14 protein-coding genes are annotated in these 15,910 nt (G+C 44.7%); 11 read left to right on the forward strand and 3 right to left on the reverse strand.

All coding sequences use genetic code 11. The features are described 5' to 3' along the window. The first annotated feature begins 35 nt into the window (after positions 1-35). The 5 genes from TZ97_RS01865 to metG all read left to right on the forward strand — a co-directional run bounded on the left by TZ97_RS01865 (position 36) and on the right by metG (position 5,301). Positions 36-869 (forward strand): DegV family protein, encoded by an 834-nt coding sequence (locus TZ97_RS01865; RefSeq protein ID WP_045759182.1) that lies wholly within the window; start codon positions 36-38, stop codon positions 867-869. A gap of 110 nt (positions 870-979) precedes the next feature. Continuing rightward, positions 980-1,255, forward strand: a complete 276-nt coding sequence (locus TZ97_RS01870) for an HU family DNA-binding protein (RefSeq protein WP_003006038.1) — start codon at positions 980-982, stop codon at positions 1,253-1,255. A 454-nt stretch (positions 1,256-1,709) separates the two neighbouring features. Continuing rightward, on the forward strand, positions 1,710-2,156 hold the full coding sequence (locus tag TZ97_RS01875) for a Fur family transcriptional regulator (RefSeq protein WP_080934814.1): 447 nt from the start codon (positions 1,710-1,712) through the stop codon (positions 2,154-2,156). A gap of 144 nt (positions 2,157-2,300) precedes the next feature. Next, a complete protein-coding gene (locus tag TZ97_RS01880; protein ID WP_003012031.1) occupies positions 2,301-2,993 on the forward strand; it encodes a phosphoglycerate mutase in 693 nt (230 codons plus the stop codon). Between the two features lie 316 nt (positions 2,994-3,309). After that, positions 3,310-5,301 (forward strand): methionine--tRNA ligase, encoded by a 1,992-nt coding sequence (metG, locus tag TZ97_RS01885; protein ID WP_045759183.1) that lies wholly within the window; start codon positions 3,310-3,312, stop codon positions 5,299-5,301. Positions 5,302-5,805: 504 nt separating this feature from the next. On the opposite strand, the gene TZ97_RS01890 is transcribed toward metG, so the two are convergent. Both TZ97_RS01890 and TZ97_RS01895 read right to left on the reverse strand, forming a co-directional pair. After that, positions 5,806-6,012: a helix-turn-helix domain-containing protein gene (locus TZ97_RS01890; protein WP_003006064.1), complete on the reverse strand. Its 207-nt coding sequence runs from the start codon at positions 6,010-6,012 to the stop codon at positions 5,806-5,808. Between the two features lie 10 nt (positions 6,013-6,022). Then, on the reverse strand, positions 6,023-6,544 hold the full coding sequence (locus tag TZ97_RS01895) for a DUF2975 domain-containing protein (RefSeq protein ID WP_045759184.1): 522 nt from the start codon (positions 6,542-6,544) through the stop codon (positions 6,023-6,025). 247 nt (positions 6,545-6,791) lie between these two features. Between TZ97_RS01895 and TZ97_RS01900 the strand changes: the two genes are divergently transcribed. The 3 genes from TZ97_RS01900 to TZ97_RS01910 all read left to right on the forward strand — a co-directional run bounded on the left by TZ97_RS01900 (position 6,792) and on the right by TZ97_RS01910 (position 12,576). Next, on the forward strand, positions 6,792-8,054 hold the full coding sequence (locus TZ97_RS01900) for a DUF6287 domain-containing protein (protein WP_045759185.1): 1,263 nt from the start codon (positions 6,792-6,794) through the stop codon (positions 8,052-8,054). Positions 8,055-8,399: 345 nt separating this feature from the next. After that, a complete protein-coding gene (locus tag TZ97_RS01905; RefSeq protein WP_152620209.1) occupies positions 8,400-9,332 on the forward strand; it encodes a metal ABC transporter solute-binding protein, Zn/Mn family in 933 nt (310 codons plus the stop codon). Positions 9,333-9,339: 7 nt separating this feature from the next. Further along, positions 9,340-12,576 carry a pneumococcal-type histidine triad protein gene (locus tag TZ97_RS01910; RefSeq protein WP_045759187.1) on the forward strand — a complete coding sequence of 1,079 codons (3,237 nt, stop codon included), beginning with the start codon at positions 9,340-9,342 and terminating at the stop codon, positions 12,574-12,576. Between the two features lie 88 nt (positions 12,577-12,664). On the opposite strand, the gene TZ97_RS01915 is transcribed toward TZ97_RS01910, so the two are convergent. After that, positions 12,665-13,849, reverse strand: coding sequence for a DUF2974 domain-containing protein (locus TZ97_RS01915; protein ID WP_045759188.1), 1,185 nt, complete (start codon positions 13,847-13,849; stop codon positions 12,665-12,667). A gap of 169 nt (positions 13,850-14,018) precedes the next feature. Between TZ97_RS01915 and TZ97_RS01920 the strand changes: the two genes are divergently transcribed. From TZ97_RS01920 to TZ97_RS11015, 3 genes are all read left to right on the forward strand, one after another. Next, complete coding sequence (locus tag TZ97_RS01920) at positions 14,019-14,696, forward strand: response regulator transcription factor (RefSeq protein ID WP_045759189.1); 678 nt, start codon at positions 14,019-14,021, stop codon at positions 14,694-14,696. Then, positions 14,689-15,663, forward strand: a complete 975-nt coding sequence (locus tag TZ97_RS01925; RefSeq protein WP_045760172.1) for a sensor histidine kinase — start codon at positions 14,689-14,691, stop codon at positions 15,661-15,663. The genes TZ97_RS01920 and TZ97_RS01925 overlap by 8 nt, the downstream gene beginning before the upstream one ends. A 115-nt stretch (positions 15,664-15,778) precedes the next feature. Then, positions 15,779-15,907, forward strand: a complete 129-nt coding sequence (locus TZ97_RS11015; RefSeq protein WP_009732443.1) for a hypothetical protein — start codon at positions 15,779-15,781, stop codon at positions 15,905-15,907. Positions 15,908-15,910 lie beyond the last annotated feature (3 nt).

Here is a 15,910-nt window from a genome sequence, read left to right on the forward strand (position 1 = left end):
AAAGCAGAACATTCTTAGGAAGAGTATAGAAATATATGGCAAATATTAAAATAGTTACAGACTCATCTATTACAATTGAGCCTGAAGTGGTTGAAGAATATGGCATCACCATTGTGCCACTTTCTGTTATGGTGGATGGAGTCCTTTATTCCGACAGTGAGTTGGGTGAGGGTGACTTCTTGCGCTTAATGCAGTCTAGCAAAAATCTTCCAAAGACCAGCCAACCACCCGTTGGAGTCTTTGCGGAAATTTATGAAAAACTAGCAGCAGACGGAGCTCATATCGTTTCAATTCATATGTCTCATGCCTTGTCAGGAACCGTAGAGGCGGCTCGCCAAGGGGCAACCTTGTCAGGGGCAGATGTGACCGTGATTGATAGTGGCTTTACAGACCAAGCTATGAAGTTCCAAGTGGTTGAGGCAGCTAAGTTGGCTAAAGAAGGAGCAGATCTAGACACCGTTTTAGCTCGTATTGAAGAAGTCAAAGAAAAGACAGAGTTGTATATCGGCGTATCTACCTTGGAAAATCTAGTTAAAGGTGGTCGGATTGGCCGTGTTACCGGACTTTTGAGCTCGCTTCTTAACATCCGTGTGGTGATGGAAATGAAGGACCATCAGTTGGAACCAATCGTCAAGGGCCGTGGAAACAAGACCTTTAAGAAATGGTTGGATGAATTGGTAGAGAAACTTTCCCATAGTAAGGTGGCTGAGATCGGGATTTCTTACGCAGGGACACCAGAATGGGCCAATGAAATGAAGGCTCAGTTGCAATCTCTCGTTGAAAAAGCAATCCCTGTTCTCGAAACTGGATCGATTATTCAAACTCATACAGGTGAGAATGCATTTGCAGTTTTGGTGCGCTACGAATAAGCTGAATAAATGTTTGAAAAAACAGGTTTAGTACTTGACCTAAAGGCTTTTTTTAGATATTATAGTACTGTTAAGGCGTAAAGCCTAAAAAAATTTGGAGGATTTGTTAAATGGCTAACAAACAAGATTTGATCGCAAAAGTGGCAGAAGCTACAGAATTGACTAAAAAAGATTCAGCAGCAGCTGTTGACGCTGTATTCGCAGCAGTTTCAGAATACCTTTCAAAAGGTGAAAAAGTTCAATTGATCGGTTTCGGTAACTTCGAAGTTCGTGAACGTGCAGCTCGTAAAGGTCGCAACCCACAAACTGGTAAAGAAATCAAAATCGCAGCTTCTAAAGTTCCAGCATTCAAAGCTGGTAAAGCTCTTAAAGAAGCAGTTAAATAATTGCATTTTGAAAAGCCATACTAGATTTCTAGGGTGGTTTTTTTGTTGGACAGCTCTATAGGATAAGGGTATAATAGGAAAAAAGAAAGAGAGAAAAGACCATGCGATTCATTTTAGGACTCTTTGCCTTGTTGTTTATCCGACCTATTTTGTATCTACTGAAAGGGCTGTGGTTCGTTGTGGAATTTTGCTTTATGATCCTCGTGGTCAAAATGATCCTAGGAACCGTGCGCTGGATGACCAGTTGGATCTGCTGAGAGTAGATGAATCTATTTCAGGCTAGTGAATCAATGTCCCCTGGACATAAACTCGCTTTTCGGTTTTCAGGCTCATGAAAAAAATGTCCACCGGACATTTTTTTTAATTAAAAGCATTCTAAATAGTGATTTATTTTGAAACATGATATAATAAGGGTAACGAATCGGTTTAATCATATTGGAAAGGGGAAATCATAGTGAACGCATTGCATCGTCATGAAGAAGAGCGCGTGGAAGAAGTCTTGCAAAATTTGCGTGCCAAGGGTATTCGGATTACTGATACCCGTAGAGCAGTTCTTTCCTATTTAGTGGCGAGTCATGAACATCCAAGCGCTGAGAAGATCTATCGTGATTTATTGCCTCAGTTTCCAAGCATGAGTCTAGCAACTGTCTACAACAATATCAAGGTTTTAATTGATGAGGGGGTTGTCTCTGAGATCAAGGTTCGCAATGATACCACGACCTATTTTGATTTCATGGGGCATGACCATTTGAATGTGGTATGTGAAAAATGTGGTCGTATCGCAGATGTGGACATTGAAGTCCCAGATCTTCGCGAAGAAGTAGCCAGTCAAAGTGGTTACCAGATCACCAAGACTCAGATGACCGTCTATGGCATTTGCCCCGACTGTCAGAAAAATTAATGTGAGAGAAAGCAGAGCCGTCAGGCTCTTTTTTGTGAGAAATTGCACTTTTCTATGGTCGCCACTAGATTTTTTACTGAAAATCTAGTAGAATAAAATAGATAAACGGGGGAAACCTCGGAGAATAAAAAGGAGATCCATCTAATGGTAAAATTGGTTTTTGCTCGCCACGGTGAGTCTGAATGGAACAAAGCTAACCTTTTCACTGGTTGGGCTGATGTTGATTTGTCTGAAAAAGGTACACAACAAGCGATCGACGCTGGTAAATTGATCAAAGAAGCTGGTATCGAATTTGACCAAGCTTACACTTCAGTATTGAAACGTGCGATCAAAACTACTAACTTGGCTCTTGAAGCTTCTGACCAATTGTGGGTTCCAGTTGAAAAATCATGGCGCTTGAACGAACGTCACTACGGTGGTTTGACTGGTAAAAACAAAGCAGAAGCTGCTGAACAATTTGGTGATGAACAAGTTCACATCTGGCGTCGTTCATACGATGTATTGCCTCCTGCAATGGACCGTGATGATGAACACTCAGCACACACTGACCGTCGTTATGCTTCACTTGACGATTCAGTAATTCCAGATGCTGAAAACTTGAAAGTTACTTTGGAACGTGCCCTTCCATTCTGGGAAGATAAAATCGCTCCAGCTCTTAAAGACGGTAAAAACGTATTCGTAGGAGCACACGGTAACTCAATCCGTGCTCTTGTTAAACACATCAAACAATTGTCAGATGACGAAATCATGGATGTGGAAATCCCTAACTTCCCACCATTGGTATTCGAATTTGACGAAAAATTGAACGTTGTAAAAGAATACTATCTTGGAAAGTAAGATAACGTGATTCGTTATCAATCATAGAAGAGGCTGGGACAAAAGTCCTAGCCTCTTCTTGTTTTTGGATTGTCGAGCAAGACGCAGTGGTTGAGTGGGCTCTACTACGCTGATTTCATCAGCTTTTACAGCCCTACTCAACTGTGCGGAGGTGGGACGACGAAATCGAATTCTAACGAATGACCGATTTCTGTTCCACTCTCTTTTTGCTTGTCTTCCTTAGATCCTAGCTGGTTTTGGGTTTTCAGTAACCCCTAAAAGTGTTATAATAGAGTGTTACTAAATTGAGTTCCATTAGCCCTGAAAGGAAAAGAAAATGACAAAATCATTCTACATCACAACCCCTATCTATTACCCATCTGGTAAATTGCATATTGGTTCAGCTTATACAACGATCGCCTGTGACGTTTTGGCGCGTTACAAACGCATGATGAACTACGATGTCTTCTACCTGACTGGTCTCGATGAGCACGGTCAAAAGATCCAGCAAAAAGCAGAAGAAGCTGGGATTACGCCACAAGCTTACGTAGATGGGATGGCCGTTGGAGTGAAAGAACTCTGGCAATTACTTGATATCTCATATGATAAATTCATCCGTACGACAGACGACTACCATGAAAAAGTAGTGGCTCAGGTCTTTGAACGCTTGCTTGCGCAAGACGACATCTACCTGGGTGAGTACTCTGGTTGGTATTCAGTCTCTGATGAAGAGTTCTTTACAGAAAGCCAATTGGCTGAGGTATTCCGTGATGAGAATGGCAAGGTCATCGGTGGGGTAGCCCCATCAGGCCACGAAGTAGAATGGGTCTCCGAAGAATCTTACTTCCTTCGCCTCAGCAAATACCAAGACCGCTTGGTTGAATTTTTCAAATCTCAACCGGATTTCATTACGCCAGATGGCCGTCTCAATGAAATGTTGAAAAACTTCATCGAGCCAGGCTTGGAAGACTTGGCGGTATCTCGGACCACCTTTACCTGGGGAGTCCCAGTCCCATCTAATCCTAAACACGTTGTTTATGTTTGGATTGATGCCCTTCTCAACTATGTGACGGCTCTTGGTTACGGTCAAGAAGATCATGAAAACTTTGATAAATTCTGGAACGGAACCGTCTTCCACATGGTTGGAAAAGACATCCTTCGTTTCCACTCGATCTACTGGCCAATCCTTCTAATGATGTTGGATATCAAATTGCCAGAACGCTTGATTGCCCATGGTTGGTTTGTCATGAAAGACGGCAAGATGTCGAAGTCTAAAGGGAATGTCATCTATCCAGAAATGTTGGTGGAACGCTTCGGCTTGGATCCACTCCGTTACTACCTCATGCGTAGCCTTCCAGTTGGTTCTGATGGGACCTTCACACCAGAAGACTACGTGGCTCGTATCAACTATGAATTGGCCAATGACCTTGGAAACCTCCTTAACCGGACGGTAGCCATGATCAACAAATACTTTGGTGGTCAAGTTCCTGCCTATGTCGAAAATGTCACAGCGTTTGATGCTGATTTGGCCAAGGTAGTTGAAGAAAACATCGCTGAATACCACAAGCAAATGAACGCGGTGGATTACCCACGCGCTTTGGAAGCCGTATGGAACATCATCTCTCGGACCAACAAGTACATCGATGAGACAGCTCCATGGGTCCTCGCCAAAGAAGATGGTGACAAGGAACAATTGGCAGCGGTCATGGCTCACTTGGCAGCGAGCCTTCGTGTTGTGGCTCACTTGATCCAACCATTCATGATGAACACCTCAAATGCCATCATGGAACAACTTGGCTTGGGCTTGGACTTTGATCTTGAAAACTTGACCCTAGCAGGCTTCCCTGAAAATGTCACAGTGGTTGCCAAAGGAACTCCAATCTTCCCACGTCTCGACATGGAAGAAGAAATTGCCTACATCCAATCTCAAATGACTGCTGGAAAACCACAAGAAAAAGAATGGATTCCAGAAGAAGTGGAACTCAAGTCTGAAAAAGATGAGATCAAATTTGAAGACTTTGACAAGGTTGAAATCCGTGTAGCAGAAGTCAAAGAAGTGGAACGCGTCGAAGGATCAGACAAACTGCTTCGCTTCCGTCTAGATGCAGGAGATGGCGAAGACCGTCAAATCCTCTCTGGTATCGCGAAATTCTATCCAAATGAACAAGAATTGGTCGGCAAAAAACTCCAAATCGTGGCCAACCTCAAACCACGTAAGATGATGAAAAAATACGTCAGCCAAGGCATGATTCTTTCCGCGGAACACGGAGATCAATTAACAGTCTTAACAGTTGATCCATCTGTACCAAATGGAAGCATCATCGGCTAAACGATAGACAAAGAAAAAATCATCTAAAAAACTTTCCTTAGGTGAGTACGGACGTCAGCGAACTTCGAAGAAGTTCCATGACTTAGTTTTGGACCCTAGGTTCCAAAACTCCCGAGTGCTAGAAACACAATTGTTTCTAGCACTTTTCTCACGGCGGAAAGTTTCAGTAGATGATTGAATAATTCTAACGAATAAATTTTTTGATTTTTATAAAATTAATTTGATTTGTAAGGAAGAACAAATTGTCTACGCTCTCAAGCACTCCCGCGGGAGTGCTTTTGTTGTATTGATATAGTTCCCATCATTGAATTTTACAAGGATAGAAGATGAGTCCTCTTAGTAATGAATATTAATAGAGACTTCCGCAGTGAGAAAAGAGTCTGAAACATTTTCGTTTCAGACTCTCGGAAGATTTGAGACAGTGGGCTCAAATCTTAGGTATGGAATCCCAAAGGGATTCGCTACCGTCCGTCCTCACCTAAGGAAAGTCTCCGAATATAGTCCCTATTCATCCGGCCGGTATTCTAGGATATCTCCTGGCTGGCAGTCGAGTTCTTTGCAGATGGCTTCAAGGGTGGTGAAGCGGATGGCTTTGGCCTTGCCGGTTTTGAGGATGGAGAGGTTGGCTGTGGTGATGCCGATTTTGTCGGCTAGCTCGTTGGATTTCATCTTTCGCTTAGCTAGCATGACATCTAGATTGACGATAATCATGGCAACCTCCTTAAATGGTTAGCTCATTTTCTTCAGCGATCTCAATCCCTCTCTCTAAAATCTTGCCAAGGACCCAGACAATTGGAACAGCAAGAAGAAGTCCCGTGTTAAAGGTCAATTGGAAGGTGAAGGGAAGGAGATAAGCATTTCCACTGGTTTCAAGTGTGCCAGACATAAAGGACAAGACCAAGAGAATCTTCCAAGCTCGGTTGCAAAGATCAATGTTGGAGTGAGAAAAGATCTTTTCTTGGTAAAGATTTTGGAGGAAGCTGCGAATGGTGATGAGAAGGTAAATATAGATAGCGCTTGAGGCTAGTGGGAAGAGCAACTGCCAGAGAGGTTGCGGATGTTTGGGGAAGAGCTGGATGCCATTCACATCAAAGGACAAGCGTCCAGTTTGAATGAGATCTTTAAACACTCCCATCCGTGAAAGCAGGTGGACGACCAGTGCAGCCACAGTCATAAAGCCACAGAAGTAAATGAAAGCCGTCAAGACTTCAATGACATTTTTTAAGGTTTTTGAGTTTTTCATCGCAAGCCTCTTTGAAGTTTATTTATTTTTCACTTATAGTATACTCCTTATAAAAAATTAGTCAATAAAAAAGTATCGAAAAACGATAAAAAATAATGATAAACAAAATATTATTTTTGAGAAACAGGTATTCTCTGCTAAAACTAGTCGGTTTAAGCCGGGGAAACCACTACATAGAGGGGAATTTTACTATACTTTCGATTTAGGGTATACTAGTGTAAAGATCTTATTCCATGGAGGTAGTAAAATGAATCTTAAGTGGAAGAAAAAATACCTGGGGCCGATTTTGGGGCTGGTCGGAGCAGTTGTTCTGATCGGTGGAGTCTATCTCTACTCTAGCTCCAACATCCAACCAGACCATCAAAAGGAATTTAACCAGACTAGCAAGAAGGTCACTAAGCCAAAGGAAAAAGCCATTGACTTGAGTGGTGACTATGTCTCTAATGAACGGGATGAAGCCAAAATCGAGAAAAAGGGCAAGGCCTGGAAGATCGATTACCAAACGGCTGATGGCAAGGTATCTGCTGAATTTAGTACGGATTGGAAGGTCGAAGGGTCTAATAAAGTTTCGACAGGCAAGATGAAAAAGTCCGATGGCAATACAGACTTTACAGTCACTGTTCGTGTCTTCAAATACAAGACAGACAAGAAGCCTTTGATCACGGTCACCATGTCTGACAAAAATCCCGACCACGAGATGGTCTTTGCCAATCGAGAGGATTTTTTCAAATCGACAGATCCAAATGATGTCGTCCTTGATGGCAATCTCTCACCGTTTGAAGGTGCTTATTCCAATGATACCTATGAAAAGGAAATTGCAGATTCCGGTTTTAAACTTTATGGCTATACTCCAGAAGAATATTACCAAAACAAGACCAACGCCTTTCCAAGTATTGTAAATGGGGAGACTGGCTGGACTTTCTGGAGTGGAGGCACTCGGGCAAGTTACTTGTTCAATAAAGAAAAAGAGCCCAAGAAGCGAAAAGGCTATTATGAAGTTTATTTCACAGGGGCAAATGGGACTGCGATCCAAGGGCAAGAGCAAACCTTGTACTTGATCCCAGCAGGTGTGACAGGTCCTGATGGAGTTGCTTCCCAAGAACGTCGGATTCTCTTTGGTGACGTGGCCTACCGGGATTACCATCTAGAGTGGTGGAAAGCCTACCCGCAACCGAAAAAAGAGAAAGATTTGGATATTGCGGCCATTAACGGAGGCGACTTCTCAAGCTTAGCTGGAACCTGGCGCAATGGCAAGGGTGCTGAAATCGTCATCCAAGCAGACGGAAAAGTCAAGGGCCAAGGTAGCCTCAAGGCTGTTGCGGACTCGGATAAGAAGAGCAAGATCCCTTATGTTGAGATGAAGATGGGTGAGACTGGTGCTGCGATTGGACTTCTGAAAATCGGTTTCCAAAATCCGGATGGAGACCAGTCTGATACCAGCAAGCCACGTCTAGTGGTCACTCAATCTGCAGGCAACTATCCGGCTGATCAATATTTCTACCGTCAATAAAAGAGAGTGGGACAGAAATCGGTAATTCGTTAGAATTCGATTTCGTCGTCCCACCTCCGCACAGTTGAGTAGGGCTGTAAAAGCTGATGAAATCAGCGTAGTAGAGCCCACTCAACCACTGCGTCTTGCTCGACAATCCAAAAACAATTGAGAGGCTAGGACTTTTGTCCCAGCCTCTTTTTTTACTGCAAGGAAGGCTTGTGGAATCTAGGCAACTGTTAGTCTCTAACATTAAAAGGAAAAAAATGTAAAAAAAGCTTGACAAAGCAAATGATTCGCAGTATGATTAACTAGTTAATTAACTGATTAATAAACTAGTTAACAAAAATGAAAAAGAGGTGAAGAATGATTAGGAGAAAAATGAAGGTTCTGGGACTCATGTTCCTCAGTTTCTTTCTGCTGACAGCTTGTGCTAGTCAAGGAAATGCAAAGCCCCCTTCTAAAAAAGGTCTTAAAATTGTCACGAGTTTTTATCCCATCTATGCCCTGGTCAAGGAAATCTCTGGCGATCAAAATGATATCTGGATGGTTCAGTCAGGTGCAGGGATCCATGATTATGAACCCTCAACCAAGGAAGTGGGCCAGATCTATGATGCGGATGTATTTGTCTATCATTCTCAGACCCTGGAATCTTGGGCCGGTCGCTTAGATCCCAATCTTCAAGGTTCCAAGTTGCGAGTGATCGAAGGCAGCCAAGGAATGACCCTTGATAAGGTGGCTGGATTAGAGGATGTCGATGCTGGTCAGGGAAAAGAATCCAAGCACTTGTATGATCCGCATACTTGGTTGGATCCTGTAAAAATTGCAGAGGAAGGAAAGGTTATCGCCCAGCGTTTGGGAGAGATCGATCCAAAGAACAAGGAGCTCTATCAGGCCAATGCTCAAAAGCTTGAAAAGCGCTGTGAGGACCTAGTAGCCCACTACCAGCCTCTCTTTGACAAGGCCAAGCAAAAGACTTTTGTGACCCAGCATACGGCCTTTTCTTATCTGGCCAAACGCTTTGGTCTCAAGCAGTTAGGGATTGCAGGGATATCCCCAGAGCAAGAACCGACCGCTCGGCAATTGGCCGAGATCCAGCAGTTTGTCAAAGACTACAAGGTGAAAACGATCTTTGTGGAAAAGCACACGTCGTCAAAGGTGGCAGATAGTATCGCCAAGGCAACAGGGGCGCGTGTTAAGGTTCTGGATCCACTGGAAGCTGATCCACAAAATGATAAGGATCTATTAGAAAATTTAGAAGAAAATATGGCGACTTTAGCCAAGGAATTAGAGGAGTAAATCAAGAATGAAGAAAAAGGGAACGATTGGAATTGTAGCGACTTTGGGGCTAGGACTCTGTGCCTATGCGCTCAGTCAGCAACCACAAGTCAAGGAAGAGAAAAAGAATCAGATTCAGTATTTGCAAGCGGACAAGAAATCGTCATCGTCTGCCTCCAGTAAAAAGGAAGACAGCATCGAAACGGTCAATGCCAAGGAAAAGACCCAGGCAGAGCAGATTGTCATTAAGATTACAGATGAAGGCTTTGTCACTTCTCATGGGGATCATTTTCATTACTACAGCGGCAAGGTTCCATTTGATGCCATCTTTAGTGAAGAGTTGATTTTGCGGGATCCAACTTACCAGCTGCAAGAAGCGGATATCGTGAGCAAGGTCAAGGATGGCTATATTATAAAACGCGCTGGGAAATACTATCTCTACTTAAAGGATGCCCAACATACAGTCAATGTGCGCTCGATTGAAGAGATCGCCCAACAACAAAAGGGAGGCGCAAAAGAAGAAGGGGAGACGGGATCGGTGCAAGCGAGCTCCTCGCACAAGGCAGGCAAGACCCGTGATTTCCGTCAACCGAGTCAAGCGCTGAAAGAAGGAAAGACTCTTGAGATGCTGACGGCTAAGAACCATACAGGTGGTGGCTACCGTACGGACGATGGTTATGTCTTTAGCCCTGGAGATGTCATTTCAGATACAGGGGACGGCTTTATTGTACCCCATGGCGGCCATTTCCATTATATTCCAAAGAGTGCCTTATCTGCTGGAGAGTTAGCAGCAGCCCTCTCTGTCTTAGGTGGTCAAGCTGGCCATCAGGCTGGAAACTCACGCCTAGCTGGAGCAAGTACAGAACAAGGGCAAGGAACTCCAGATCAAGCCTCTCCAAGCATAGGGAAACAAGAGAGCAACCAGCCGTCAGCCGGTCCAACCAATACACAGACAACCCCAACGACGTCTAAACCGACTGCCTCCAAACCGAGTCCAACCCTGACCAACTTGATCGAAGAATTGCAGAAAGCCCCGTTGTCTTCTCGTCATGTGGAGTCTGATGGTTCTGTCTTTGATCCAAGTAAGATTACCAAGTGGACCGATCAAGGGATTGTCTACCCTCATGGGGATCATTTCCACTTTATCCCTTACAGCTCCCTATCGCCTTTAGAGCGTGAGTTGGCACGGCAATTCCAATTGCTTCGTGCTCAAGGATCTAGTAGTCCAACAGAAGTAAGTCCAAGCTTGCCTTCAAATCCAAGCACAAAACCAATTGACCATGAGCATGATCATGAGCATGGCGACAGTCACGATCACAAAGAGGAGCACGATCATGGCTTCCACGCTGACAAGGTCATCAGCAAGGACGAGGAAGGCTATATGGTCGCTCATGGCAACCATGCCCATTATTTCTATAAAAAGGACCTCTCTCCTCAAGAGATTGCAGCAGCAGAGGCAACTCTAGCTGGTAAGAAAGAAGAGGACAAGGGACAGCCCCTGACAGATGACGTTGCGACCTATTCTCGTGATGCCTCAGATGAGGAAAAGATCCAGTACATCAGCAAGACCTATGGTGTCCCTCGTGAGGCTATTAAGATTTCCAATGGTTTCTTTGTCTTTAACAATCCAGACCAAGAATACGATCCGACCCACATCCATCCTTATGCTGTTCGGAAGGAACATGTCCGCATCCCACTTGAAACTGGAAATCCTGAACTAGACTTTATCAATGAACTCTATGCAACAGCCCTTCGCTCGGGGATTTCTCCGTATAGCCTCCAGATTGAAAATGGCCAGTTTGTCATCCCGCATGGCGATCACAACCACTACATCAAGGTACGTTCAGCGGGACTAGCAGACTACTTAGCCCACCGTCTTCCAACTATCCAATCTCCTTACAAAAAAGGAGACTTGGATAAAAAAGCAGTAGAGGACAGGGTCAACCAACTTTTAGCAGAAAGCCGGACTCTTTACGCTTCTGATCCATTGCAGCAACGACGGATTGAGCTGATCTTGGGCCACTTCTTGGAAAATGTCAAGAGTTTCCCAAGCAACTCAACAGAGGGCTATCTTGCCAGTCTTAAGCAGGTTGATGAACAGTACATCCATGCGACTCAAGCGATCAAACCAAAAGAAGAGACAGCCCTCGATCGTCGATACCAGGAATTGCTGGAACAAGTGCGCTTGCTAGACACAGAAGCTTTCCAACTGAAGAAGGAAGGGTTGGTCTCACAACTGCAGGAAGCCTATGCTGCCAAGGACAGCAAGCGTTTAGAGCAGGAAGGGAAGTTATTAGAAGCTGTTCAGGAGATGCAAGATCGGACGGGTGTGATATCGGTCGACTATCTCAAGTACTTCTATCAAAGCTTGAGCGATGCGCGCTTGACACCAGAACTGCGCACCAAGGCGGCAGATCTAGCTTTGAAACTCTATCGGGCCCAAGCCTTTGAAGAAGCCTGGGATGCTAAGACTCACTTTATGGAACTCTACCAAACCAAGCAGGCAATTGACCAGCTTTTCTCTCAAGAAAAAGGCCAAACCTATCCTATTGAAAAAACAGTTTTGGATCAAAAAGGAAGTCAGGCTCCATCTTATAACTTAGCGGTCTATGATTTCCTCAAGGGCTTATATGGAGAGTTGGACAAGGCGACAGAATCCCGTCAACGAACCAGCATCCTGAAAGCCCTCTCAGAGCAAATCCAGTCGCTCTTGCCACAAGTCGAAGACCAGGCCAAACGAACTGCCTTTGAAGCAAGTTTGGTTCAGCTTGGAAATGAGACGGATCCAGACAAGGCTCTTGCAAGTGGACAAGCTCTGTTACGCGAAATCAGTGACACCATTGAAAAGCAAAAACAAAAGCAAACAGAAGAGCCTCAGATTGGGGATGTCGCCCTTTATCAACAGCTCTATAACCAATTGATGGCGCTTCACCAACAATTGCAGGAAAAGGGGGCTAGTGATGCTGTATTTGATCGCTTAGAAGCTCTCTTTGACCAATTGGCTAATCCTAAGAGTGACAAGGCAGCCCTACTACAGGCTATCCAAGCCTTTCAGGCAGAGTTGGCAGCTGGGCCATCTGCAAGCGAAGTGACCAAACCAGCTAGCGCGGTCGAAACGCCTGTAGCTACAGAAACTCCGGTAGAAAAAGAAGCAGCAGCTTCAGCAGGGAACAACACTGCCACAACTGAGACAGAAACAGAGCCTGCAAGCCCAGCTTCCATAGAAGAAGGCACGCCAGATGCTCCATCTTCTCAGGACCAATAGAAAATAGAAAATCATCTGAAAGACATTTCAGATGATTTTTGCGTTCTAGTGAATAGAAGAGGTGGTCTCTTTTTTCAGTTGTTGAGTCTCATTCTTTATGCTCAAGGAGCAGAGGTGAGGTGGAATCGACTGCTTTTTTTCGCTTGAAAAATGCAGCCATTTGAACCAGGATACGGGGAACCGTCTGCCATTTTTTCCAAGCTTGTACCCGGGTGTCGATGAGTTGTTTAGCGAGACGTTCCAGCATTTCTCGCTCGGTTGGATCCAAATCCTGGGCATTTTGAAGGATTTCTTTGGCCTTGGCTAGCTGCTTGAGATCGGTTAGGTCATTGATGGAAGTGATACCGGCATCGAGAAAAATGCCAAAAAAGGTATCAAAGAACTTCTTGCGCTCGTCTGCCGAAGTTTCGCGAACCCATTGTTTTAAGGTCAGATCCGTCTGTTGGCTATCTGGGCTGGTCTCAGTAACAGTCAAAAAACTGAGGTCCTTAGTTTCCCAAGTAAAGGCATCATGCTGGGCAAAGCCACCAAATGCGCGACTTTTGACAATGGTCGTCGGTTCTGGTACTTCCAGCATCATGCCAACGATGGATCCTTGAGGGACAAAGCGCCGAATGTTTGGGGACGTGCGCTGGTAGCCTTCGGTTTCGATGATGGCCTTGTTGAGGCCAGGAGCATCGTAGCTGTAGATCGCGTCGACCCGCTCAAATAAGGAATCAGGTAGATACGAGCAGGCATAGGTCGCAAGGTTGCCCCCTTTGGAGTGACCGGCTACTAAGAAACGTCCTTTCGGAAATTCCTTCATGACATGTTGCAGGTAGCTGGCTGCGCGCTTCTGAGCTGGTACATGGTCCATATAGGTCATGTGGAAGTCTTCCTTCCAGCCGATCAAGGTGTCATCCGTTCCTCTGAAAACGACCAAATACGTATCCAGACTAAGCCGATAGGTCATGGCCGCAAACTGTTTTTGCACATCGGGATCGTATTCATCGACATAGTTGAGGAGTTTGATGTTCTTAAAGCGCTTTGAAGTAGCCAACTCATCGACTAATTGCAGGTGCTGGTTACTCACGATAAAATCGGTAGTCCGATCGATCAGTTCCATCGCATCAGACAGGCGCACTTGGATCCCTGTTGTATCTCCTTGAGGCACAATGTGTCCAAAGGGCAGATAGGTCAGCTCTGTCAATGCGAGGACATCCAGCTCCTTGAAGGGGCGGTCATATATGGAATCGTAAGTCACTTCTTTTAGGTAATCAAAAATCGTCGACATCTGTGCCTCCCGAGTCTTATTTCTTTCAGTATAGCACAAAAATGGATGGAGAAAAAGCGCCTCCCATTAAGAAAGGAGGAGCCAGTTCTTCTTTCCCTCTGAAACAGCCTTTTTCTCTGCTGTTTAATCTGTTATAATAGGAAGAAGAAAAAAAGAAGGAAAGAAAGCCATGCATAAAATTCTCTTAGTGGAAGACGATGAAATTATCCGCCAACAGGTCAAACAATTATTGGAACAATGGGGCTATGAAGTGGTCGCAGTAGAGGATTTTATGGATGTCCTCGGGATCTTTGTCGAAAGCGACCCTCATTTGATTCTCATGGATATTGGCCTGCCTCTCTACAATGGTTACCACTGGTGCCAAGAGATTCGCAAGGTTTCAAAGGTTCCGATCATGTTTCTTTCTTCACGGGATCAAGCCATGGATATTGTCATGGCCATCAATATGGGTGGAGACGACTTTGTCACCAAGCCCTTTGACCAAAATGTCCTCCTTGCCAAGGTCCAAGGGCTCTTGCGCCGCTCCTACGAATTTGGGACAGATCAAAATCTGCTGGAGCACCGGGGAGCCATCCTCAATCTCAAGTCTACGGACTTGGTGTATGAAGGGGAAGTCATCAAGTTGACCAAGAATGAATTTCAGATCCTTCGCGTCCTATTTGAACATGCGGGCAGTATCGTGGCGCGTGATGACATGATGAAGGAGCTCTGGAATAGCGACTTCTTTATTGATGACAATACCTTGTCTGTCAATGTGGCCCGCCTTCGCAAGAAATTAGAAGAGGCTGGCTTGTCAAACTTCATCGAAACCAAGAAAGGCATCGGTTATGGGTTGGTCCATGAATAAATATGGAAACATCTTTTGGCAGTATGTGGTATCCCGCAGGCGCCTGCTCTATCTAGTGGTCATCTTTTTGATGGTCGATTTGGTCTTTGCCTTTCTCTTTCCAGAGACGGGGACGGTTTTCCTCTATGCGACTCTGATGCTAGGATTTTTTACCCTCTGTATCTTGATCTGGGATTTCGCTATGACCTTTCAGGAGTACCGCAAAGCCTTGCTGTATGAGGAAATAGAGCTTGCCTCACCACTGGAACATCTCCTTTATGAAAAATATACAGAAGAACAGCAGGCGCGCCTGGAGCAAGGTAAAGTAGCCCAGGCCAAGTTCAATGACCTGATGGATTACTACACCCTCTGGGTTCACCAGATTAAGACGCCCATTGCAGCTAGCCAGCTCTTGGTCCAAGATGTCGAGACACCTATTGTCAAGCAGCAGATGGAGCAGGAGCTTTTCAAGATTGACTCCTATGCCAATCTGGTTCTGCAGTACCTGCGATTGGAGAGTTTTCATGACGATCTGGTCTTAAAGCGCGTGTTGCTAGAGGACTTGGTCAAAGAAGTGGTCCGTAAATACGCCCTCTTTTTTATCCAAAAGAACTTGACAGTGAACCTGCATGATTTGGATGTCGCCGTTATTACCGATCGCAAGTGGCTTTTGGTGATCATCGAGCAACTCTTGTCCAATAGCCTCAAGTACACCAGTACAGGTGGAATTGAGATCTATTTTAAAGACCAGACCCTCTATATAAAAGATAGCGGGATTGGAATCAAAAATAGCGATGTCCTCCGAGTCTTTGAGCGGGGCTTCTCCGGCTATAATGGCCACCTGACCCAGCAATCCTCAGGTCTAGGGCTCTATCTATCTAAGAAAATCGCAGAGCAATTGGGCCACAAGATTAGCATCCACTCAGAGGTTGGCCAAGGCACAACCGTCGCTATTCGCTTTGAAGAGAAGAAGTTGGTCATGGATTAGTTTTTTTCCATCTTACAAAAATGTAAGAAATAAACGGTAAAATGAAAGGTTAGGTTATGGTAGCCGCCTTTTATTTTTTATACAATAGTCTCATCAAATGAAGGAGGTCAAGAAAATGAAACTCTTGAAATGGATGAAAGAACCCAAAAAGATTAAGAAACCAAATGAGCAAACCGATCTGGAAAAGACGGAATTTGGTCTCCAAGTCCTGCAACAAACCCAAGAATTTTTCTTGATCTACTAGTAA

Origin of the sequence: Streptococcus parasanguinis (assembly GCF_000963275.1) — a bacterium.
GTDB lineage: Bacteria > Bacillota > Bacilli > Lactobacillales > Streptococcaceae > Streptococcus > Streptococcus parasanguinis_B.